We start from the raw sequence: 21,790 nt of genomic DNA on the forward strand, positions 1-21,790 counted from the left end.
GAGCTTGGGGGAGTTCGAGGACGAGGCCGTCCAGGCCGAGGCGGGGTTCCGGGGGCGGCGGCTCCCGGGGCCGGCCACACCAGCAGACGGTGGGCTGCACAACCCCACGCTCACAAGGAACCCTCGCGACGCGTCGCAGGCAATTGGCACTCCGCTTGACCGAGTGCTAACGACGGTCATAGTCTCAGGTCTGGCACTCCCCCCTGGAGAGTGCCAACACAGCGACGGGCAGGTCCGGCACCCGCGACGACGGATCGACCTGGTCGCCACCTCAGACAGTTAACCCCGTGAGATCTCCGAAGGGGGAGGTCGGATCGTGACGACCGCCAGCTCCAAGGTTGCCATCAAGCCGCTCGAGGACCGCATCGTGGTCCAGCCGCTGGACGCCGAGCAGACCACGGCCTCGGGCCTGGTCATTCCGGACACCGCCAAGGAGAAGCCCCAGGAGGGCGTCGTCCTGGCCGTGGGCCCGGGCCGCTTCGAGGACGGCAACCGCCTTCCGCTCGACGTCAGCGTCGGCGACGTCGTTCTCTACAGCAAGTACGGCGGCACCGAGGTGAAGTACAACGGCGAGGAGTACCTCGTCCTCTCGGCCCGCGACGTGCTCGCGATCATCGAGAAGTAATCACCTCAGCATTCCTGCTGTGAGCTGCGCCCCTGGCCCCCGCGACCGATAAGAAGCCGGGCGCCCGGGGCGCAGTTTCTTTTTCACCCAGATTTCCGAGAGGGCTCCCGCTGCCATGGCGAAGATCCTGAAGTTCGACGAGGACGCCCGTCGCGCCCTCGAGCGCGGCGTCAACAAGCTTGCCGACACGGTCAAGGTGACGATCGGCCCCAAGGGCCGCAACGTCGTCATCGACAAGAAGTTCGGCGCGCCCACCATCACCAACGACGGCGTCACCATCGCCCGCGAGGTCGAGGTCGAGGACCCGTACGAGAACCTCGGCGCCCAGCTGGTGAAGGAGGTGGCGACCAAGACCAACGACATCGCGGGCGACGGCACCACCACCGCCACCGTGCTCGCCCAGGCGCTGGTGCGCGAGGGCCTGAAGAACGTCGCCGCCGGTGCCTCCCCGGCCGCCCTGAAGAAGGGCATCGACGCCGCGGTCAAGGCCGTCTCCGACGACCTGCTGGCCACCGCCCGCCCGATCGACGAGAAGTCCGACATCGCCGCGGTCGCCGCGCTGTCCGCGCAGGACCAGCAGGTCGGCGAGCTCATCGCCGAGGCCATGGACAAGGTCGGCAAGGACGGCGTCATCACCGTCGAGGAGTCCAACACCTTCGGTCTGGAGCTGGACTTCACCGAGGGCATGGCCTTCGACAAGGGCTACCTCTCGCCGTACTTCGTGACCGACCAGGAGCGTATGGAGGCCGTCCTCGACGACCCGTACATCCTGATCCACCAGGGCAAGATCTCCGCGATCGCGGACATGCTCCCGCTCCTCGAGAAGATCATCCAGGCCAACGCCTCGAAGCCGCTGCTGATCATCGCCGAGGACGTCGACGGCGAGGCCCTGTCGACCCTGGTCGTCAACAAGATCCGCGGCACGTTCAACGCCGTGGCCGTCAAGGCTCCGGGCTTCGGCGACCGCCGCAAGGCGATGCTGCAGGACATGGCCGTCCTCACGGGCGCCACCGTCATCTCCGAGGAGGTCGGCCTCAAGCTCGACCAGGCCGGTCTGGACATCCTCGGCTCCGCCCGCCGCATCACCGTCACCAAGGACGACACCACGATCGTCGACGGCGCCGGCAAGAAGGAGGACGTCGAGGGCCGCGTCGCGCAGATCAAGGCCGAGATCGAGTCCACTGACTCCGACTGGGACCGCGAGAAGCTCCAGGAGCGCCTCGCGAAGCTGGCCGGCGGCGTGTGCGTGATCAAGGTCGGCGCCGCCACCGAGGTGGAGCTGAAGGAGAAGAAGCACCGTCTGGAGGACGCCATCTCCGCGACCCGCGCCGCGGTCGAGGAGGGCATCGTCTCCGGTGGTGGCTCCGCCCTGGTCCACGCCGTCAAGGTCCTCGAGGGCAACCTTGGCAAGACCGGCGACGAGGCCACCGGTGTCGCCGTCGTCCGCCGCGCCGCCGTCGAGCCGCTGCGCTGGATCGCGGAGAACGCGGGCCTGGAGGGCTACGTCATCGTCTCCAAGGTCGCCGAGCTGGACAAGGGCAACGGCTACAACGCCGCCACCGGCGAGTACGGCGACCTGGTCAAGGCCGGCGTCATCGACCCGGTGAAGGTCACCCGCTCCGCCCTGGAGAACGCCGCCTCCATCGCCTCCCTCCTCCTCACGACCGAGACCCTGGTCGTCGAGAAGAAGGAAGAGGAAGAGCCGGCCGCCGCGGGCCACGGCCACGGCCACGCCCACTGACGCAGCCCGGCGAGCCGTACTGAGCTACGGCGCCGAGCCCACCGTAGGCCCGGTCCCCCTGGCGGGGGGCCGGGCCTACGCGCGTCCCACGACGTCATTCGAAGCACGCCCCGGCCGCCCCCGGGCACCGGGAACCGCGCCTCAGTGCAGGAGGCCGTGGGTGACGGCGTTCGCGGCCGGCTCGGCGACGACCGGCTCCACGGCGTCGTGGACCGGCGTGCCGTAGGCCCTTCCCAGGCGTCCATGGGCGCGTAGGACTTGTCGGGGTGCCCGGCCGGCGGCCGGGAGTCCGGCACTGGCCGCCGTCGGCGAATCCGACCCGGGACGGCGCGGCTTCGGTCTCTGCGGCACCGCCGCCTCTGGTGAAGCGGCGGGCCACTCGTATTACTTCTGCTTCGGCCAAGACCGTTTGAAAAACGATGCCCTAATTTCGACTGTCCCGGACTGTGCGCTTGTTCACTTTGTCGATCAGCAGTGCGTAGCCGCCGGCCAGAATGAGTGTCGCCACGTATTGAGCCCAATCGGTCCCGGCGAGCAGCTTGTTCACTCCGATGAGTACGGCAATCCAGACGAGCGTGACAAGGATCTTGGCCGTCATGTGGTGCGCTCCCGATTCTTTACGTGAAGGACGACAGGCAGGCCGAGGCCCCTGCGACGACGACCTTGGAGGCGATGTCCTTGGCCAGGTCCTTGCTGATGTACCTGCCGACGACGAACGCGGCAGCCCCGCCGATACCGGCCTTGACAAGGCAGTTCTGGACCGCCTTGGTCATCTTGTTGTTGTGCAGGAGCGAGGCGCACGCGTACTTGTCGTGGTAGACGGTGCACATCGACCGCAGGTCTTCCCTCGGGTCCACCCCGACGACCGGCGCGGAAGCCTTGGCGACGCGCTGCGCCTGCGGAGCGGCCCACGCGGTCCCCGCGCCCATCATGAGGGCGCCGCTGAGAAGGGTGACGGACAGCGTGCTCGATATCACGCGCTTCATGTTGAAAAGATCCCCGATTCATCTGGCTTGGATAAGCGGACTCTGGTCAGGAGCCTCGCCTTCCGGTCACGCGGAACGCTACAAGCAAGATCACTCGGGGAAGAAGGGAGTTGAGGAAGATCTGAGTCTCTTTGCAGGTGGTTCTGCAATTCAACTGAATTGACCTTCGCCGACGCGTCCCGTGGAGCGCCGTCCGAAGTGCAGCCGCGCTGCCGGAGGTGGAAGGCCCGGGTGCCACGGCGTCGAGCAGCGTGGGCTGAGGCGTTCGTCGCCGACGGGCGGAAGAGGCGTGGTTGTACGTGCAGGGGCCCCTTCGGGCGGTGCCTAGACCTCCAGCGATTCCAGCGCCCCCAACTGCGCCATCAGCCCCAGTTGGTCGTGCTGCCACCAGGTCGCGGCGATCTTCCCGTCGGCACCGAAACGGAACAGCGTCATCCCGGTCATGGTGACCCGCTCGCCGGTGGAGGCGATGCCGAGGAACTCGCCCTTGTGCGTGGCGTTCCAGGTCCAGCGGGCGCAGACCCGGTCGCCCTGGGCGATCAGGTCCTCGATGGTGAAGGTGAAGTCGAAGGCGTCCCGCCACATCCGGTACTCGCGCCGGACGGCGTCCAGGCCGATGGTGTCCTGCGGGTTGACCGGGTCGTGGCTGTGGCAGTCCTCGTCCAGCAGGTCGTTGAGCGGCGGCAGTTCACCGGGGGCGGCGAGGGTCTCGAACAGGCGCCGCGCCGTCGTCGCGCACAACGGCTCGTCCCGGACCACGTCGAGGTCCGTGAACGTCGGTTCCCCGTCGCAGAGGGCGACCAGGTCCTGGAAGATCCGGCCGGTCTCGGGCAGTTCCGAGTTCCGCATCGCCTCCTCGTACGAGGGGAACTCCACGATCTCCACGATGTGCGACGTGTCGGAGCGGTCCCTGCCGACCAGGTCGTGCGTCGCCGTCCGCCTCCCCCGGGTCTGCTCGACCCAGGCGTCCATCAGCCGGTTCATCTCGTCGAACCGGCTCGTCCTGCACTCGATGAGCTGTACGAAGGTCATCGCGGCACCTCCGGCCCCCCTGGGTCCGGTACGTCAGGGCCCATTTTTCCACCGGAGCGCCGCCCTCACCTCCGTACCGGCGCCGCGGCCGGCACCGGTGGCGGAGGTGTCACTGAGGCCCGTACTTGCGGCCCGTCTTCGAGGAGATCCCGCCGAGCAGCGCGCGGGGCGTCACCTTCACCAGGCCCATGAGCGCCTTGTAGCGGGGGTCCGGAATCGACAGGGTCCGGCCGCGGGCGAGGTCCGCCAGCGCCGCCGCGACCAGTTTGTCCGCGTCCAGCCACATCCAGCCCGGGATGTTGTCCGTGCCCATCCCGGCCCGCTCGTGGAACTCGGTGCGGACGAACCCGGGGCACAGCGCCATCAGCCGTACGCCGCTGCCGGCCAGGTCCCGCGCCGCGCCCTGCGTGAACTGCACGACCCACGCCTTGGACGCGCCGTACGTGCCCCGGGGCACGAAGGCGGCCACGGAGGCCACGTTGACGACTCCGCCGCGGCCCCGCTCCCGCATCGCCTCCGTCGCCGCCGACGTCAGCCGCAGCACCGCCTCGATGTGCACCTTGAGCATCCGCAGCTCGTCGTCCATCGAGACGTCCAGGTAGCGGCCCTTGTTGCCGAAGCCCGCGTTGTTGACCAGCAGGTCGACGGGGTGCTTGCGGTCGCCCAGGCGCGCGGCGACCGCCTCGATGCCCGCGTCCGTCGCCAGGTCGGCCGTCAGCACCTCCGCCTCGATGCCGTGCCGGTCGTGCAGCTCGGTCGCCTGCTCCGTGAGCCGTTCGGTGTCCCGCGCCACCAGCACGAGGTTGTGCCCGTCGGCCGCCAGCCGCCGCGCGAACGCGGCACCGATGCCCGCGGTCGATCCCGTAATCAGAGCCGTTGTCATGGCGAAAGATTAGTGGTCCGGACCGTCCGGCTCCGATCTCTGCGCAGGCCGTCCCGATCGGTGACGGTCGGGTGCGGTGCGGACGGCGTCCTTCCGGCACATTTCCGGCACCCTGTCGGCGTCCCTCCGGCACCCTGTCGGCCTTCTCCCGACGCCCTGTCGGCGTCCCTCCGGCCTTCGTCAGGCCCTCGGACGGTCCTCCTTGTCCTGCCCTTGTCCGGCGTCCAGCCGGCGTCCAGCCGGGGTCCGGCCCGTGTCCTTACGGCGGTGACCAAGGACGACCGCACGCTGACGTCCGCTCAGCCGCCGTGGGCCGCCGCGTACTTCCGTGCCGCCGCGCGCGACTCCGGGTGCAGGGCCGTGCCCGCCGCGAGCAGCCGGGGCAGGAGTGCGCGGTCAATCGTGGCGGCCCGGAACTGCAGGGCCACGGTCACGTCGTGGTCCGGCCGGTGCACCACCTCGATCGCGTCGCCCGCCCTGATCTCACCGGCCTCGATCACCCGCAGATACGCCCCCGGCGCGCCCCTCAGCGTGAACCGCTTCACCCAGCCCTTCTCCGCCAGATGGCCCTGGAACGTCCGGCAGGGAATCCGCCCGCTGGTCACCTCCAGCACCACCGCGGGGCCGACCCGCCAGCGCTCGCCGATCAGCGCCCCCGATATGTCGAGGCCCGCCGTGGTGAGGTTCTCGCCGAACGCGCCGTCGGCCAGCGTCCGCCCCAGCTCGCGCTCCCAGGCGTCGAGGTCCTCGCGGGCCATCGCGTACACCGCCTGGTCGTCGCCGCCGTGGTGCCGCGTGTCGCACACCGCGTCCCCGGCCAGACCGCTCGCGCCGACGCCCTTCGGCCCGGGTGCCGCCACCCGCACCGCCCCGTCCGCCGGCCGCTTGTCGATGCCGGTCAGACCCTCCGGCTGGTCGGTGTAGGGCACGGCGCGCGGCCGGCCCAGATTCACTGACAGAAGCTTCATGCCCGCACGGTAGGGGAGCGGGAGCCAAAGCGTCGACGCATTATCGGAACGAGGACCCAAGCCTGGCTTATGCTCAACGGGTGATCGAGGCTCGTCATCTCCGAGTGCTGCGCGCCGTGGCCGCCACCGGCTCCTTCTCCGCGGCGGGACGCGAACTCGGCTGCACCCAGCCCGCCGTCAGCCAGCAGATGAAGGCCCTGGAGGCCTCCGTCGGCACCCCGCTGCTCGTGCGCAGCGGCCGTGAGATGCGCCTGACCCAGGCCGGCGAGGCGCTCGTCCGGCACGCCAACGGGATCCTCGCCGGGCTCACCGCCGCCGAGGAGGAGGTCGCCGCCATCGCGGGCCTGCGGGCCGGGCGCGTCCGGCTCGTCTCCTTCCCGAGCGGCAGTTCCACGCTCGTGCCGACCGCGCTCGCCGCGCTGCGTGCCGCGCACCCCGGCACCCGGGTCTCCCTGGAGGAGGCCGAACCGCCGAGGTCCGTGGAGCTGCTGCGCGAGGGCGACTGCGACGTGGCCCTCGCCTTCCGCTACGAAGGGGCCGCGGGCGCGGAGGAGTGGGAGGACCTGGTCGTACGGCCGCTGCTGACCGATCGCCTCGTGGCGCTGGTGCCGGAACGGCACCCGTTGGCCCACGCGGGGTCAGTGGCGATCGGGGAACTGGCGGGCGAGCCGTGGATCGCGGGCTGTCCGCGCTGCCGCGGCCAGTTGGTGGCGGCGTGCGAGAGCGCCGGTTTCACGCCCCGCATCGACTTCGCGACCGACGACTACCCGGCGGTGGTCGGCCTCGTGGGCGCCGGGCTGGGCGTCGCCGTCCTGCCCCAGCTGGCGATCGAGTCCGTACGGCCGCGGGGCGCGCGTACGGTGACCCTGGAGCCGGCGGTGCGGCGCGAGATCGTCGCGCTCACCCTTCCCGACCTGGCCCAGGTGCCGGCGGTGGCGGCCACGCTGGACGAGTTGGCCCGCGCGGCGTCCCGCCAGGGCCGGGACACGTAGCGGCGGCGGGCACGGGGCGGACGCGCCCGGGGTCGAAACACAAGGGCACGCGTGGGCGTGCCCTGCGGTGGCAGAAACGTTCCTTCAATTGTTCGAGGCGGGGTCCCCGCCGGTCGACGACGCCGTCACCAGCCGGTTCCGTGCCCGTCCCATGAGCTCTTCGCGCTCGTCCTCGGTCAGGCCGCCCCACACCCCGTACGGCTCGCGCACCGCCAACGCGTGCGCCGCGCACTCCGCACGGACCGGGCACCTCATGCAGACCTCCTTGGCCGAGTTCTCCCGAGCGCTCCGAGCCGCACCGCGCTCGCCTTCCGGATGGAAGAAGAGCGAGCTGTCGACCCCGCGGCAGGCCGCCAGCAGCTGCCAGTCCCACAGGTCCGCGTTCGGCCCGGGAAGGCGCGAGAAATCTGCCATTACGTGACCCCTTGTAGCCGTTCGTGGCGGATACGTACCAACGACCGTACATCTCCGATCTAAGGAGATGAAAATATGACTCATTGCGAATCTAGCTCCAGACACCATGAAACGGGAAGAAAAAGGGCTAAACGGGGCATTGCTTGTGATGAAAAGTTGAGGGCCTGGCGGGCATGTCTGCACTGTGTCCGCTTCCTCACGTAGAGTGCCGAAGATGGCACACAGCCCCGTAACTCTTTCGAGTGACCGTCGTTGAGAGTGCGGAGGCGGTTGAGAACACAAGCGCTCGGGCGGGCGTCCGAGACGGTCGACCGCACAGGTGACGATTTCGTACCAGCCTGGAGGCTCAAGGTGACGCGCATCAGCTGCGGAGGACGGCCATGACATCCGTCCTCGTCTGCGACGACTCCCCGCTTGCCCGAGAAGCGCTCCGCCGCGCGGTCGCCACCGTGCCCGGCGTCGAGCGCGTGACGACGGCGGCCAACGGCGAGGAAGTCCTCCGCCGCTGGGGCGCCGACCGCTCGGACCTCATTCTGATGGACGTGCGCATGCCCGGTCTGGGCGGCGTCGAGACGGTCCGGCGCCTGCTGTCCGCGGACCCCGGTGCGCGGATCATCATGCTCACGGTCGCCGAGGACCTCGACGGCGTGGCGCTCGCCGTCGCCGCCGGTGCCCGGGGGTATCTGCACAAGGACGCCTCGCGCGCCGAGCTGCGGGCCACGGTGACCCAGGCGCTGGCCGACCCCACCTGGCGGCTCGCCCCGCGCCGGCTGCGGTCCGCCGAGATGGGTGCCGCGCCCACGCTCACCGCGCGTGAGATCCAGGTCCTGGAGGGCATGAGCCACGGGCGGTCCAACGCGGAGATCGGCCGTGAGCTGTTCCTCTCCGAGGACACGGTCAAGACGCATGCCCGCCGCCTGTTCAAGAAGCTCGGCGCCTCGGACCGTGCGCACGCGGTGGCGCTCGGCTTCCGGTGGGGCCTGGTCCGCTAGGAGCCGCATGCGGCCAGGAGCCGCACATGCGGCGGCGCCCCCACGCGCGGCATCGAACAGCGAGCGTGGGGGAGCGTCGGCCCGTACGGCACCTCGGTTCCGGGACTACGGCTCCCGGGGGCCACGCGTTTCAGTGGCTCCGATTTCCTGGGTGTCCTGGGTGCCTTGGGCAACCTGTCCTCCGGTGGAGGCGGGCCTCCCCGGGCCTCCGGGCCCCGGACGCGCGCGTACGGCGGAAGCGGACCCCTGGATTCCGTGCCCTGCGGCGACACCGGGTAATCTCCGGCGGCGGCCGACGCGGGCGGTTGGAGATCGCCGAGAGGTCGATGTGCCCGGGCAGGAAGCGCCGTTCGCCGTGGTGCCGGAAAACGGTGTCGTCCGGGCCGCCCGCGCCGACGCCCTGCACCGGGCGAACGCCTGTGGCAAGGCGGCCCGCCGGGCGGGCGCTGCTCGTTTCGCCGCGGATGCCGCATCCTTGAGGTGTGGAGTTCCTCGGGGACAAGTCGGTCGAGCGGAAGGGGAGGGCGCAGGGGATGAGTTCCGGCGCACCTGCTCATAACGCTTCGGTGCACAACCACGGAGGCGGTGCCGCGGACGCTGCGCGGCCAAGGCACCATGGACCGATGCGTGACGACGAGGCGGCACTTGCCCAAGGGCAGATCGGTGCGCTCGTCCACCGCGCGGTCGACGGGGACGAGCAGGCCACGCACGATCTGCTCGCCCGCGTCCACCCGCTGGCGCTGCGCTACTGCCGCAGCCGTCTGACGCGGCTGCCGGGCGACGCGCGCCACTTCGTCGAGGACCTCGCGCAGGAGGTCTGTGTCGCCGTCCTGCTCGCCCTGCCGCGCTACCGGGACACCGGCCGCCCCTTCGAGGCGTTCGTCTTCGCCATCGCCTCCCACAAGGTCGCCGACCTGCAGCGCGCGGCGATGCGGCACCCCGGCTCGACGGCCGTCCCGTCCGACGAGATGCCCGAGCGGCCGGACGACTCGCTCGGCCCGGAGGAGCGCGCCCTGCTCAGCAGCGACGCCGAATGGGCCAAGAAGCTGCTGGCCAACCTGCCCGAGAACCAGCGCGAGCTGCTCCTGCTGCGCATCGCCGTGGGCTTGACGGCCGAGGAGACGGGTCAGATGTTGGGAATGTCACCGGGAGCGGTGCGCGTGGCCCAGCACCGGGCGCTGAGCAGGCTCCGGGCGCTGGCGGAGCAGTAGCGCCGTACGGTTGCCGCGCGGCAATCCCCTGCCCGGTAGCGGCCGATGGGGCGGCCGGTGAACGGGCGTCCACCCGGTTCCGTACGAACATACGAAGCCGTAGGCCTCCCCGGACCGTGGAATAAGCCAGCCGAGCTTCCCGCTAGCATGGACATCCGCACCGATCAAGGCCATTTGGGGAAGGTGTCATGACTGCCAACGTCGACGGAGTGCCCGGTAAATTCGCGACACTCGGGCTGACCTACGACGACGTGCTGCTGCTGCCGGGCGCATCCGAGGTGCTCCCCAACGCGGTCGACACCTCGTCCCGCATCTCCCGGAATGTCCGGGTCAACATCCCGCTGCTGTCGGCGGCGATGGACAAGGTGACCGAGTCCCGCATGGCGATCGCGATGGCCCGGCTGGGCGGCGTCGGCGTGCTGCACCGCAACCTCTCCGTCGAGGACCAGGTCAACCAGGTCGACCTCGTGAAGCGGTCCGAGTCCGGCATGGTCACCGACCCGATCACGGTGCACCCGGAAGCCACGCTCGCCGAGGCGGACGCCCTGTGCGCCAAGTTCCGCATCAGCGGCGTCCCGGTCACCGACCCGGCCGGCAAGCTGCTGGGCATCGTGACCAACCGCGACATGGCCTTCGAGTCCGACCGCAGCCGTCAGGTGCGCGAGATCATGACCCCGATGCCGCTGGTCACCGGCAAGGTCGGCATCTCCGGGCCCGAGGCCATGGAGCTGCTGCGCAAGCACAAGATCGAGAAGCTGCCGCTCGTCGACGACCAGGGCGTCCTCAAGGGCCTCATCACGGTCAAGGACTTCGTCAAGGCGGAGAAGTACCCGAACGCCGCCAAGGACGCCGAGGGCCGGCTGCTCGTCGGCGCCGCCGTGGGCGCGAGCCCCGAGGCGCTGGAGCGCGCCCAGGCGCTCGCCGAGGTCGGCGTGGACTTCCTGGTGGTCGACACCTCGCACGGCCACAACAGCAACGCCCTCAGCTGGATGTCGAAGATCAAGTCCAGCGTGGACATCGATGTGATCGGCGGCAACGTCGCCACCCGCGACGGCGCCCAGGCGCTCATCGACGCCGGTGTCGACGGCATCAAGGTGGGCGTCGGCCCCGGCTCCATCTGCACGACCCGTGTGGTCGCCGGCATCGGCGTCCCCCAGGTCACCGCCATCTACGAGGCCGCCCTCGCCGCCCGTCCGGCCGGTGTCCCGCTGATCGGCGACGGTGGTCTGCAGTACTCCGGCGACATCGGCAAGGCGCTCGCCGCCGGTGCGGACACGGTCATGCTGGGCAGCCTGCTGGCCGGCTGCGAGGAGTCGCCGGGCGAGCTGATGTTCATCAACGGCAAGCAGTTCAAGTCGTACCGCGGCATGGGCTCGCTGGGTGCCATGCAGTCCCGCGGCCAGGGCCGGTCGTACTCGAAGGACCGCTACTTCCAGGCCGATGTGACCGCCGACGAGAAGCTCGTGCCCGAGGGCATCGAGGGTCAGGTGCCCTACCGCGGTCCGCTCTCCAACGTGCTGCACCAGCTCGTCGGCGGCCTGCGCCAGACGATGGGCTACGTGGGCGCCGCCACCGTCGAGGAGATGGAGTCCAAGGGCCACTTCGTCCGGATCACCTCCGCGGGCCTCAAGGAGAGCCACCCGCACGACATCCAGATGACGGTCGAGGCGCCGAACTACAGCAACAAGGACTGACGCACGGGCGCGCGTGCGGCGCGTGAAGGCCGTTCAGGGGCGGCCCCGGGTCCTCCGGGGCCGCCCCCGTCGTGTCCGTCGGCGATACTGGAAGACGCTGAAACGCATCAGGGAAAGGCCACAGACGTGACTGAGATCGAGATCGGGCGCGGCAAGCGCGGCCGCCGGGCGTACGCCTTCGACGACATCGCCGTCGTCCCCAGCCGCCGTACGCGGGACCCGAAGGAGGTCTCGATCGCCTGGCAGATCGACGCCTACCGCTTCGAGCTGCCCTTCCTGGCCGCCCCCATGGACTCCGTCGTCTCCCCGGCCACCGCGATCCGCATCGGCGAGCTCGGCGGCCTCGGTGTGCTGAACCTCGAAGGCCTGTGGACGCGGCACGAGGACCCGCAGCCGCTGCTGGACGAGATCACCGCGCTGCCGGCCGAGCGGGCCACCCGGCGCCTCCAGGAGATCTACGCGGCTCCCATCAAGGAGGAGCTGATCGGCAGGCGCCTCAAGGAGGTGCGCGACGCGGGGGTGGTCACCGCGGCCGCGCTCTCCCCGCAGCGCACGGCGCAGTTCTCCAAGGCCGTGGTGGACGCCGGCGTGGACATCTTCGTCATCCGCGGCACCACGGTGTCGGCGGAGCACGTCTCCTCCTCGCACGAGCCGCTCAACCTGAAGCAGTTCATCTACGAGCTCGACGTCCCGGTGATCGTCGGCGGCTGCGCCACGTACACCGCGGCCCTGCACCTGATGCGCACCGGCGCGGCGGGCGTCCTGGTCGGCTTCGGCGGCGGCGCCGCGCACACCACGCGCAACGTGCTGGGCATCCAGGTCCCCATGGCCACGGCCGTGGCCGACGTGGCCGCCGCCCGCCGCGACTACATGGACGAGTCCGGCGGCCGGTACGTGCACGTGATCGCCGACGGCGGTGTCGGCTGGTCCGGCGACCTGCCGAAGGCGATCGCCTGCGGCGCCGACGCGGTGATGATGGGCTCCCCGCTGGCCCGTGCCACGGACGCGCCCGGCAAGGGCCACCACTGGGGCATGGAGGCCGTGAACGAGGAGCTGCCGCGCGGCCAGAAGGTCGGCCTCGGCACGGTCGGCACCATCGAGGAGGTCCTCACGGGCCCGTCCCACACCCCCGACGGCTCCATGAACTTCTTCGGCGCTCTGCGCCGTGCCATGGCCACCACCGGCTACAGCGAGCTCAAGGAGTTCCAGCGGGTGGAGGTCACGGTCGCGGACTCGCAGCACCGGCGGTAGCCCGACGGCGCTCCCGCCAGGGGCCCGGACACTCACGCGGGTGGGTGTCCGGGCCCCTTCGCGTGCGGCGGGGCTGCCCAGGTGGGGGCGCGCCCATGGGCCGTCACCGCAAGCCCACCCGCCGGGACCGCGTTCGGCTTCGGCTGGTGAAGCTGTCGGCCGGTCTCGCACCGGGGGAGTGGATCCCGCGGATTCACGGACGGTGAGCGGCCACCCCCCTACACAGTGGGGGCGGAGACCCGTGATCCGTCAGGAGCCTGCCGCAGTGGCCGCCGTGGTGGGCTCCGCCTGCTTCGCACGGTACCGGCGCACAGCACCGGGTGCCGGCAACCCCTGGAGCCCGCGGCAGCCCCGCGCCCCCCTTCACAACCGATGCGCCGCCCCCGTCGGCGCGGCTCCCCGGGTGTCCAGCAGGAGCTGGGCCTTCACCGACAGGCCCTGGAGGTCGTACGTGCGGTGGTGCTGGAGCAGGATCGTGAGGTCGGCGTCGGCCACCGCCTCGTAGAGGGAGTCGGCGCGGGGGACCGGGCGGTTCAGGACGCTCCAGGACGGCACGTACGGGTCGTGGTAGCTGACGGAGGCGCCGAGCTCCATCAGCCGTCCGGCGATCTCCTGGGCGGGCGTGCCCTGGAGGTCGGCCAGGTCGGGCTTGTAGGTGACGCCGAGCAGCAGCACGCGCGCGCCGCGGGCGGACTTGCCGTGCTCGTTCAGCAGGGCGGCGGCGCGCTGGATGACGTAGCGCGGCATCCGGCTGTTGACCTGCTGGGCCAGCTCCACCATGCGCAGTCCGCGGCCCGCCGGTCCGGTCAGGTCCAGCGGGAGGCCGTGGCCGCCCACGCCGGGGCCGGGCCGGAAGGCCTGGAAGCCGAACGGCTTGGTCTCCGCGCACCGCACCACGTCCCACAGGTCGACGCCCAGGTCGTGGCAGAGCACGGCCATCTCGTTGACCAGGGCGATGTTGACGTGCCGGTAGTTGGTCTCCAGAAGCTGCACGGTCTCCGCCTCGCGCGGCCCGCGCGCGCGGACGACCTTGTCGGTGAGCCGCCCGTAGAAGGCGGCGGCCGACTCGGTGCAGGCGGGGGTGAGGCCCCCGATCACCCTCGGCGTGCCGGCCGGGGTGAACTCGCGGTTGCCCGGATCGACGCGGCTCGGCGAGTAGGCCAGGTGGAAGTCGCGCCCCGCGCGCAGCCCCGACCCCTTCTCCAGCAGCGGCCGCAGCACGTCCTCCGTGGTGCCCGGGTACACGGGCGACTCCAGGATCACCGTGGTGTGCGGGCGCAGCTGCCCGGCGAGGGTGCGGGCGGCGGTCTCCACCTGGCTCAGGTCGAGCCCGCCGTCGGCGCCCCGCGGGGTCGGCGCGCAGATGACCGCGGTGCGCACCCGGCCCAGCTCGGTCGGGTTGCTGGCGTGCCGGAAGCCCCCCGAGAGCATCCGGCGCACCTCGGCGGGGCTCAGGGAGCCGGCCTCGGCGCCCGTCCGGTACCCGAGGGTCGGGATGCCGGCGGCGACGGCGGCCTGGGCCAGAGGCAGGCCGAAAGGACCGAGTCCGATGACGGCGAGATCTGCGGGCATGGGGTGGGCCGTCCTTCCCAATAACCGAGGCGGGGCTGATGCGCAAGCCCTGTGGACAGGACGAGCGAGTGCAATGTCAGACTAGGAGTAAATATGACCGTTTTGTGGGATTGACCAGCGTGTTTCTTGTTGTGCCGGGGAGGGTTGTCCACAGGCTGGGGGCGACTGGTGGCTGAAGTCGGGCGAGGCGGTCAGAATTTGGGCATGGGGAGGAAGGGAACGGCAACCGGAACGGGAACAGCAGCGAAGAGGGCAACGGGAACGGGCTTCGCCCGACGGGTGCGGCCGGCGCGACCGACAGCGGGAGGCGGCAGTGAGGACAGCGACACTCGGGCCGGCGCAGCGCGCCGAGTCCCTGGCGGGAATGGCCGAGCGCGAGCTGGACGTACTGGTCGTGGGTGCGGGCGTGGTCGGGGCGGGCACGGCCCTCGATGCCGCGACGCGCGGCCTGGCCACGGGCCTGGTCGAGGCCCGCGACTGGGCCTCGGGCACCTCCAGCCGTTCCAGCAAGCTGATACACGGCGGGCTGCGCTATCTGGAGATGCTCGACTTCGCGCTCGTTCGTGAGGCCCTCAAGGAGCGCGGCCTGCTGCTGGAGAGGATCGCCCCGCACCTGGTCAAGCCCGTGCCGTTCCTGTACCCGCTCCAGCACACGGGCTGGGAGCGCCTGTACGCCGGATCGGGCGTCGCGCTCTACGACGCCATGTCGATGGCCCGCGGGCACGGCAGGGGCCTGCCGCTGCACCGTCACCTGACCCGCCGTCACGCTCTGCGGGTCGCCCCCTGCTTGAAGAAGGACGCGCTCGTCGGCGCGCTGCAGTACTACGACGCCCAGGTCGACGACGCCCGCTTCGTGACCGCTCTGGTGCGCACCGCGGTGTCGTACGGCGCGAAGGCCGCCAACCGCGCCCGCGTCACCGGGTTCCTGCGCGAGGGCGAGCGCGTCGTCGGCGCCAGGGTGCGGGACGTCGAGGGCGGCGGCGAGTACGAGATCCGCGCCAAGCAGGTCGTCAACGCCACCGGCGTGTGGACCGACGACACCCAGGCGATGGTGGGCGAGCGGGGCCAGTTCCACGTCCGGGCGTCCAAGGGCATCCATCTGGTCGTGCCGAAGGACCGCATCAACTCCACCACCGGGCTGATCCTGCGCACCGAGAAGTCCGTGCTGTTCGTCATCCCGTGGGGGCGGCACTGGATCGTCGGCACCACCGACACCGACTGGGACCTCGACAAGGCGCACCCGGCCGCCTCCAGCGCCGACATCGACTACCTGCTGGAGCGCGTGAACTCGGTGCTCTCGGTGCCGCTCGGCCGCGACGACGTCCAGGGCGTGTACGCGGGGCTGCGCCCGCTGCTCGCCGGCGAGTCCGACGCCACCAGCAAGCTGTCGCGCGAGCACACCGTCGCCCACCCGGCGCCGGGGCTCGTGGTGGTCGCGGGCGGCAAGTACACGACGTACCGGGTGATGGCCAAGGACGCGGTGGACGAGGCCGTGCACGGGCTGGACATGCGGGTGGCCGAGTGCGTCACCGAGGACGTCCCGCTGCTCGGGGCGGAGGGCTACCGGGCGATGTGGAACGCGCGAGCGCGGATCGCCGCCGAGACCGGCATCCACGTGGTCCGCGTGGAGCACCTGCTGAACCGGTACGGGACCGCGGCGCGGGAGGTCCTCGACCTCATCGCCGACGACCCGTCCCTCGGAGCGCCGCTGCGGGCGGCCGACGACTACCTGCGCGCCGAGGTCGTCCACGCCGCCTCGCACGAGGGCGCCCGCCATCTGGACGACGTGCTGACCCGGCGTACCCGCATCTCCATCGAGACGTTCGACCGGGGCACCCTCAGCGCCCGCGAGGCCGCGGAGCTGATGGCGCCGGTGCTGGGCTGGGACAAGGACCAGATCGAGCGCGAGGTCGAGCACTACGAGAAGCGGGTCGAGGCCGAGCGGGAGTCCCAGCGCCAGCCCGACGACCTGACGGCCGACGCGGCACGGCTGGGGGCGCCGGACATCGTGCCTCTGTAGCGGTGTGAACGGAGGACGGCCGGGCAGGTGTGGTCGTGTGCGGGACGACGGAGGCGGTGCGGTTATGGCCGGAAGTGTCCGAAGGGTCGGCACCCGTGGGTGCTCCCTTGTCACGGGCCGTCATCCCGCCTCGCGTGAACCGCTGTTCACGTGCGACTCAGGGCGTGTCCAGGGGCACCCTGGGCGTCGAGCACTTGTCGGGTGAGAGACAATGGAGGCTCTGTCAGGGCGGGTTGCATGAGGGGACGCATGTCGGAGCCGGAGCGGGCGGGAACATCCCGTCAGGACACTCGTCAGGACAACCACGGGCGTCTTCTCGCCGGGCGGTACCGGCTGGGGGACGTGCTCGGCCGCGGCGGCATGGGCACGGTGTGGCGCGCCGAGGACGAGACCCTCGGCCGTACGGTCGCCGTCAAGGAACTGCGGTTCCCGACGAACATCGACGAGGACGAGAAACGCCGCCTGATCACGCGGACGCTGCGCGAGGCCAAGGCCATCGCGCGGATCCGCAACACCAGCGCGGTGACGGTCTACGACGTGGTCGACGAGGACGACCGGCCGTGGATCGTGATGGAGCTCGTCGAGGGCAAGTCGCTCGCCGAGGTCATCCGTGAGGACGGCGTGCTGGAGCCGCGGCGGGCCGCGGAGGTCGGACTGGCGATCCTCGACGTGCTGCGTTCCGCGCACCGTCAGGGCATCCTGCACCGCGACGTGAAGCCGTCGAACGTGCTCATCGCCGACGACGGCCGGGTCGTCCTCACCGACTTCGGCATCGCGCAGGTCGAGGGCGACCCGTCCATCACCTCCACCGGAATGCTCGTCGGCGCCCCCTCCTACATCTCCCCGGAGCGCGCCCGCGGGCACAAGCCGGGCCCGGCGGCCGACCTGTGGTCGCTCGGCGGTCTGCTCTACGCGGCGGTCGAGGGCGTCCCCCCGTACGACAAGGGGTCGGCGATCGCCACCCTGACCGCCGTGATGACCGAGCAGCTGGAGGAGCCCAAGAACGCCGGGCCGCTGCGGGACGTCATCTACGGGCTGCTCAGCAAGGATCCGGCCCAGCGGCTCGACGACGCGGGCGCCAGGGCGATGCTGAACCGGGTCCTGCGCTCGCCCGAGACGAAGCAGGCCGAGCCGGAGCCGCCGGCGGACGCGACCAAGGTCGTACCGCTGCCGGAGCAGCCCGACGGGCCCGAGGGCGGGGCCGGTTCGAAGGCCTCCGGCGGCAAGCGCGGCGAGGAGGCGGGCGAGCGGCTGCGCGGCGCGCTGCGCTCCGTGCGCAAGGCCGCCGGTGTGGCCGGGGTGGCCGGGGCGGCCCGCACCGGAACGGGTACCGACGGCGCCGGTGCGGCGGGCTCCGGTGAGGATTCCGCGGCCAAGCAGGCGAAGGCGGCGGAGCCGGCCGCATCGGCGAACGCGGCGGGCGCGGCCGACTCGGCGGAGAAGTCCGAGCCCGGTACGCCGGGTGCCGCCGCGACCGGGGCCGCGGCCGGCACCGGGACCGCGACGACCTCCTCGGGCGGGGCCCCTGCCCAGGGCGGCCGGACCAGTTCCGGGTGGCCCGTGGTGCCGCCGCCGGACCTGCCGCCGCGGCCGGCCCCCAGGGCGCCGCTCACCGACGTCGTCCCGCGGCGCACGCTGGTGATCATCGCGGTGGTCGTGGCGGTCGCCGTTATCGGCGCCGTCCTGGCGCTCACCCTCGGCGGCGACGACGGCGGGAAGGGAGCCGAGGGCAGCGGGGGCCGCACCTCCGCGGGCGCCTCCGCCTCCGCCGGACCCTCGACCAAGGAGGACCCGAGCGGCGGGACCCAGCCGGGTTCCGGGTCCACGGGGGCCGGCACGCCGAGTGCGAGCGGCGCCTCCTCCCCGGGCGACGGCAACTCCGGTTCGGGCGGCCCCGGCTCGGGCTCCAAGGGCGGCGACGGGGCGGTGTCGACGTACAAGAGCGCCCAGGGCTTCTCCATCGGGCTGCCCGCGGGGTGGAAGTACGCGGCCACGGACTCCGCGGGCGTCCGCTTCACCGGCCCCGACGGGCAGAAGCTGCTGGTCGCCTACACCTCGACGCCCAAGGACGACCCGGTCGCCGACTGGAAGAACCAGGAACGGTACATGGCGCGGCCGCAGTACCACCGGATCCGTATCGAGAAGGTGGACTACCGCGGCTGGAACACGGCCGACTGGGAGTTCACCTACTCCGACGGCGGGACCGCGTACCACACGATCGACCGCGGCTTCGTCGTCAACGACCATCTCGGGCATGCCCTGATGTACACGGCGAAGGACGCGAATTGGGACAGCGCTCTGCGCAAGAACACATGGCAGACGCTGACGAAGACCTTCGAACCGAAGTCCTGAGGCCGGCGGGCCCCGGTTTGCGGTGCGAGATCCGGCATCCCCTCTCTGCGGGTTGCCCGGGGCACGTATCGTGAGTGGTTGCGGACCGTAAGCGGCGTGAACGGGACGCGTCACGAACGGAACTGACCGACCGTGGGGCCGGGGGAGGCAACGTGGACGACTATGCGGGCCGGGTGCTCGCCGATCGCTACCGCCTGCCGCTGCCCCCGTCCGACGAGTACGAACTCACCGAGACCCGGGCCTTCGACACCTACAGCGGGCAGGAAGTCCTCGTCCGCCAGGTGCCGTTGCCGGAGGTGGTCGAGGCGGAGGTGCTCGACGCGGACGGGCTGCCGGCCGGGTTCACGGCCCGCGACGGCTCCCCGCGTCGGTCCCCGGCGCGGGCGGCGACACGGCGGCCCACCGATCCCGCGGTGCGGAGGGCGGTGGAGGCCGCGCAGGCGGCGGCGCGCATACCCGACCATCCGCGGCTCGACCAGGTCTTCGACGTGTTCGCGGAGGGCGGTTCGCTGTGGATCGTCAGTGAGCTGGTCGCCGCGCGGCCGCTGGCGGCCCTGCTCGCCGAGCGGCCCCTGACGCCCTACCGGGCGGCCGAGGTCGCCTCCGACGTCGTCATGGCCCTGCGCGTGCTGCACGCCCACGGCTGGGTGCACCGCAACATCACCGCCCGCACGGTCCTCGTCTGCGACGACGGCCGGGTGATGCTGACCGGCCTCGCGGTCGGCGCGGCGGAGGAGGCGCTGTGCGGGTACGACCCCGTACCGGCGCCGGACTTGGAGGCCGACGGGGACACCGGGGGCGCCCCGGACCACGTGGACCACTCCGACGACTCCGATCACCTCGGCGGCTCGGACCGCTTCGGCGGCTCTGATCGCTCGGGCGGCTCGGGCCGCTTCGGCGGTGGTGTGCGCGGCCCGGACGGGCGTCAGGGCCTCACCGGCAGCCGTGCCGGGGACGCCGCGGGCGGCGGTGGCTTCACCGCGGGGGATCCCGAGGCCGCGCGGCGGGCGGCGATCGAGGCGCGAGCGGCCGGTGGGCTGCCCGGAACCGGGACCGGCGCCGGGGCCGATCCGGCGCGCGGCGGCGGCTCGTCGGGGGCGGTAGCCAGGCGCGCTGTGGACAGTGGCGGGGACGTCCGGGCGGCGCGGGCCGGGGCGATCGCCGCGTACCGCGCCGGAGCCCGGGCCGCGGCCCGGGTGCAGGAGGCCCAGGAGAGCACACGCGCCGCGCTGCCCGCCGCCCGGCCGCCCGCCGACGGCGGCGCCCTGGCCGGCGCCCCCGGCGAGCCGCCGTACGCCCCGGGAGCTCCCGGAGAACCGCGGACCGGCACCACGCCCCCCGGCCGGATCGCCGACCCCTACGGTGTTCAGCCCCCGCCCTGGGGCGGCGCACGCCCCGGCAGCGGGACGTACGCCCCGGCGCACGGAGCCCCCGCACCCGGGGACCCCGCGCCCGGCAGCGCGCCGTTCGCCCCCCGGGCCGGCGGCGGTCCGTACGTGCCCGCGCCCGGTACGGCTCCCGGGCCCGGCGGCGGTTCGTACCCCCCGGCGCCCGGCCCCGGCACCGCCCCCCGCCCCGGCACCGCCCCGGCGGCGGGCGCTCTCGGGCCCGGTTCCCCGTCCGGTACGGCCGGTCCCGCCGCCGGGGCCCTGCCCGTGTCCGGGGCGCCCGAGCTCGCGAGCGGCGCCGCACGTACCCCCGGCGCGGCGGGGGCCGCCCGCTGGGACGACCTCGTGGCCGGCACCGCCGCCGCGCGGCGCGGCCCCGCCACCGCGCTCGCGGCCGAGCGGGCGCGGCAGGCGCGGATGACCGTGGTGGGACCGGTCACCGAGCGCTGGGCGCCCGAACAGGCCGGGCCCGTGCACGAGAACTGGCAGCTCGCCGCGCCCATCGGGCCCGCGACCGACCTCTGGGCCCTGGGCGCCCTGCTGTTCCGGGCCGTCCAGGGGCACGCCCCGTACCCGGAGGAGTCGACGGCCGAGCTGGTGCAGATGGTGTGCGCCGAGCCGCCCGCCTTCGCGGAGGAGTGCGGGCCGCTGCGTCCGGTGGTGGAGTCGCTGCTGCGTCAGGACCCCACCGAGCGGCCGGACTTCGAGGAACTGCGCGGCTGGCTGCGTTCCCTGGTGCGCTCCGCGCCCGAACCGGACGCCGGCGCGCACGTCGTCGCCGCGCCGCCCGCCGACCCGAGCCGGCTGCCCGTCGTCCGCCGTCGCGGCGAACTGGTGCGGCGGCGGCGCGCCGGGCTGCCCGCACCGCACGGGCGGCACAAGCGGGCCAGGCAGGAGGCCCGTTCGCCGCGCAGCCTCGGCCGTACCCTGCTCCTGCTGATCCTGCTCCTGCTGGCCGCCGCGGTCGCCTACGCGACGCTGTTCCTGCCGAAGTCCGGGGAGAACGGCGCGTCCGGGGCCGACCGCACCTCGGCCGCCGGTGACGCCTCCCCCGCCCCGGCCCCCTCGGGCGGCGACGCGAGCGGCGCCCCCGGGGACGGCCCGTCCTCACCGGGGCCCGGCAACAGCCCCTCGCGGTCCGCCGGTTCGGCCGAGACGCAGACCACCGACCCCGGTGTGGCCGACGGCTTCGCCCTGCGCAAGGACGCCGAGGGCTTCCAGGTCGCCGTCGCCGACGGCTGGAGCCGCACCCCCCGGAACGACCGGGACCAGGTGGTGTACTCCCACGGCGGGTTCGAGCTCATCGTCGTGCCCGGCCGGGACAGCGCCGCCGAGTTCGGCAGCGACCCGATGGCGTACCAGCGGGAGAAGGAGACCGAGTTGCGGGGCTACCGCGACTCCAGCTGGGCCACCTCCTCCGGGATGCGGACCATCCAGGTGGGCGGGCGGACCATGGCCGAGGGGCAGTTCACCTGGACCGACGCGAACGGACGGGCGCTGTTCGTGCGGAATCTGGCCATCCTCCAGGACGGCCGGTACCACGTGGTCCAGGTGCGCGGACCGGAGAGCCAGAAGGACCAGGTGACCAAGTTGTACGAGCAGGCGTCCGCCACCTACCGGTTCACCGGCTGAGCCGAACGGTTCCCGCCCGCCCCGGGAAGCGACAACC

17 protein-coding genes are annotated in these 21,790 nt (G+C 72.2%); 10 read left to right on the forward strand and 7 right to left on the reverse strand.

Annotated elements, in window-relative coordinates:
• Positions 1-316: 316 nt before the first annotated feature.
• On the forward strand, positions 317-625 hold the full coding sequence (gene groES / locus ACIPM1_RS03280) for a co-chaperone GroES (protein ID WP_014178834.1): 309 nt from the start codon (positions 317-319) through the stop codon (positions 623-625).
• Between the two features lie 115 nt (positions 626-740).
• Positions 741-2,366 (forward strand): chaperonin GroEL, encoded by a 1,626-nt coding sequence (gene groL, locus ACIPM1_RS03285; protein WP_402428237.1) that lies wholly within the window; start codon positions 741-743, stop codon positions 2,364-2,366.
• Between the two features lie 424 nt (positions 2,367-2,790).
• Here groL and ACIPM1_RS03290 read toward each other — a convergent pair whose 3' ends face one another.
• From ACIPM1_RS03290 to ACIPM1_RS03310, 5 genes are all read right to left on the reverse strand, one after another.
• On the reverse strand, positions 2,791-2,964 hold the full coding sequence (locus ACIPM1_RS03290; RefSeq protein ID WP_402428240.1) for a hypothetical protein: 174 nt from the start codon (positions 2,962-2,964) through the stop codon (positions 2,791-2,793).
• A 19-nt stretch (positions 2,965-2,983) separates the two neighbouring features.
• The gene (locus ACIPM1_RS03295) at positions 2,984-3,352 is read right to left on the reverse strand and encodes a hypothetical protein (protein WP_402428243.1); all 369 of its coding nucleotides are present in this window, start codon (positions 3,350-3,352) and stop codon (positions 2,984-2,986) included.
• Between the two features lie 324 nt (positions 3,353-3,676).
• Positions 3,677-4,384, reverse strand: a complete 708-nt coding sequence (locus ACIPM1_RS03300) for an ester cyclase (protein WP_402428246.1) — start codon at positions 4,382-4,384, stop codon at positions 3,677-3,679.
• A gap of 109 nt (positions 4,385-4,493) precedes the next feature.
• Positions 4,494-5,267: an SDR family NAD(P)-dependent oxidoreductase gene (locus ACIPM1_RS03305; RefSeq protein ID WP_402428249.1), complete on the reverse strand. Its 774-nt coding sequence runs from the start codon at positions 5,265-5,267 to the stop codon at positions 4,494-4,496.
• 299 nt (positions 5,268-5,566) lie between these two features.
• Positions 5,567-6,235, reverse strand: coding sequence for an MOSC domain-containing protein (locus ACIPM1_RS03310; RefSeq protein WP_402428252.1), 669 nt, complete (start codon positions 6,233-6,235; stop codon positions 5,567-5,569).
• Between the two features lie 80 nt (positions 6,236-6,315).
• Here ACIPM1_RS03310 and ACIPM1_RS03315 point away from each other — a divergent pair, with 80 nt between their 5' ends.
• Complete coding sequence (locus tag ACIPM1_RS03315) at positions 6,316-7,227, forward strand: LysR family transcriptional regulator (RefSeq protein WP_402428255.1); 912 nt, start codon at positions 6,316-6,318, stop codon at positions 7,225-7,227.
• A gap of 84 nt (positions 7,228-7,311) precedes the next feature.
• On the opposite strand, the gene ACIPM1_RS03320 is transcribed toward ACIPM1_RS03315, so the two are convergent.
• Positions 7,312-7,641: a WhiB family transcriptional regulator gene (locus tag ACIPM1_RS03320; protein WP_356182227.1), complete on the reverse strand. Its 330-nt coding sequence runs from the start codon at positions 7,639-7,641 to the stop codon at positions 7,312-7,314.
• Between the two features lie 380 nt (positions 7,642-8,021).
• Between ACIPM1_RS03320 and ACIPM1_RS03325 the strand changes: the two genes are divergently transcribed.
• From ACIPM1_RS03325 to ACIPM1_RS03340, 4 genes are all read left to right on the forward strand, one after another.
• On the forward strand, positions 8,022-8,633 hold the full coding sequence (locus ACIPM1_RS03325; RefSeq protein WP_003948568.1) for a response regulator transcription factor: 612 nt from the start codon (positions 8,022-8,024) through the stop codon (positions 8,631-8,633).
• Positions 8,634-9,256: 623 nt separating this feature from the next.
• On the forward strand, positions 9,257-9,844 hold the full coding sequence (locus tag ACIPM1_RS03330) for a sigma-70 family RNA polymerase sigma factor (protein ID WP_356182230.1): 588 nt from the start codon (positions 9,257-9,259) through the stop codon (positions 9,842-9,844).
• Between the two features lie 188 nt (positions 9,845-10,032).
• The gene (gene guaB / locus ACIPM1_RS03335) at positions 10,033-11,538 is read left to right on the forward strand and encodes an IMP dehydrogenase (protein WP_356182233.1); all 1,506 of its coding nucleotides are present in this window, start codon (positions 10,033-10,035) and stop codon (positions 11,536-11,538) included.
• Positions 11,539-11,664: 126 nt separating this feature from the next.
• Entirely contained in the window at positions 11,665-12,789 is a 1,125-nt protein-coding gene (locus ACIPM1_RS03340) for a GuaB3 family IMP dehydrogenase-related protein (RefSeq protein ID WP_356182236.1), read from the forward strand.
• 363 nt (positions 12,790-13,152) lie between these two features.
• On the opposite strand, the gene ACIPM1_RS03345 is transcribed toward ACIPM1_RS03340, so the two are convergent.
• Positions 13,153-14,361: a nucleotide sugar dehydrogenase gene (locus ACIPM1_RS03345; protein WP_402428260.1), complete on the reverse strand. Its 1,209-nt coding sequence runs from the start codon at positions 14,359-14,361 to the stop codon at positions 13,153-13,155.
• Positions 14,362-14,674: 313 nt separating this feature from the next.
• On the opposite strand from ACIPM1_RS03345, the gene ACIPM1_RS03350 reads away from it, so the two are divergent.
• From ACIPM1_RS03350 to ACIPM1_RS03360, 3 genes are all read left to right on the forward strand, one after another.
• Positions 14,675-16,381, forward strand: a complete 1,707-nt coding sequence (locus ACIPM1_RS03350) for a glycerol-3-phosphate dehydrogenase/oxidase (protein ID WP_402428263.1) — start codon at positions 14,675-14,677, stop codon at positions 16,379-16,381.
• Between the two features lie 249 nt (positions 16,382-16,630).
• Positions 16,631-18,733 carry a serine/threonine-protein kinase gene (locus tag ACIPM1_RS03355; protein ID WP_402428266.1) on the forward strand — a complete coding sequence of 701 codons (2,103 nt, stop codon included), beginning with the start codon at positions 16,631-16,633 and terminating at the stop codon, positions 18,731-18,733.
• A gap of 152 nt (positions 18,734-18,885) precedes the next feature.
• A complete protein-coding gene (locus ACIPM1_RS03360) occupies positions 18,886-21,753 on the forward strand; it encodes a protein kinase (RefSeq protein WP_402428268.1) in 2,868 nt (955 codons plus the stop codon).
• The last annotated feature ends 37 nt before the right edge of the window (positions 21,754-21,790 follow it).

The organism is Streptomyces sp. NPDC086766 (genome assembly GCF_044746005.1).
Taxonomy (GTDB): Bacteria; Actinomycetota; Actinomycetes; order Streptomycetales; family Streptomycetaceae; genus Streptomyces.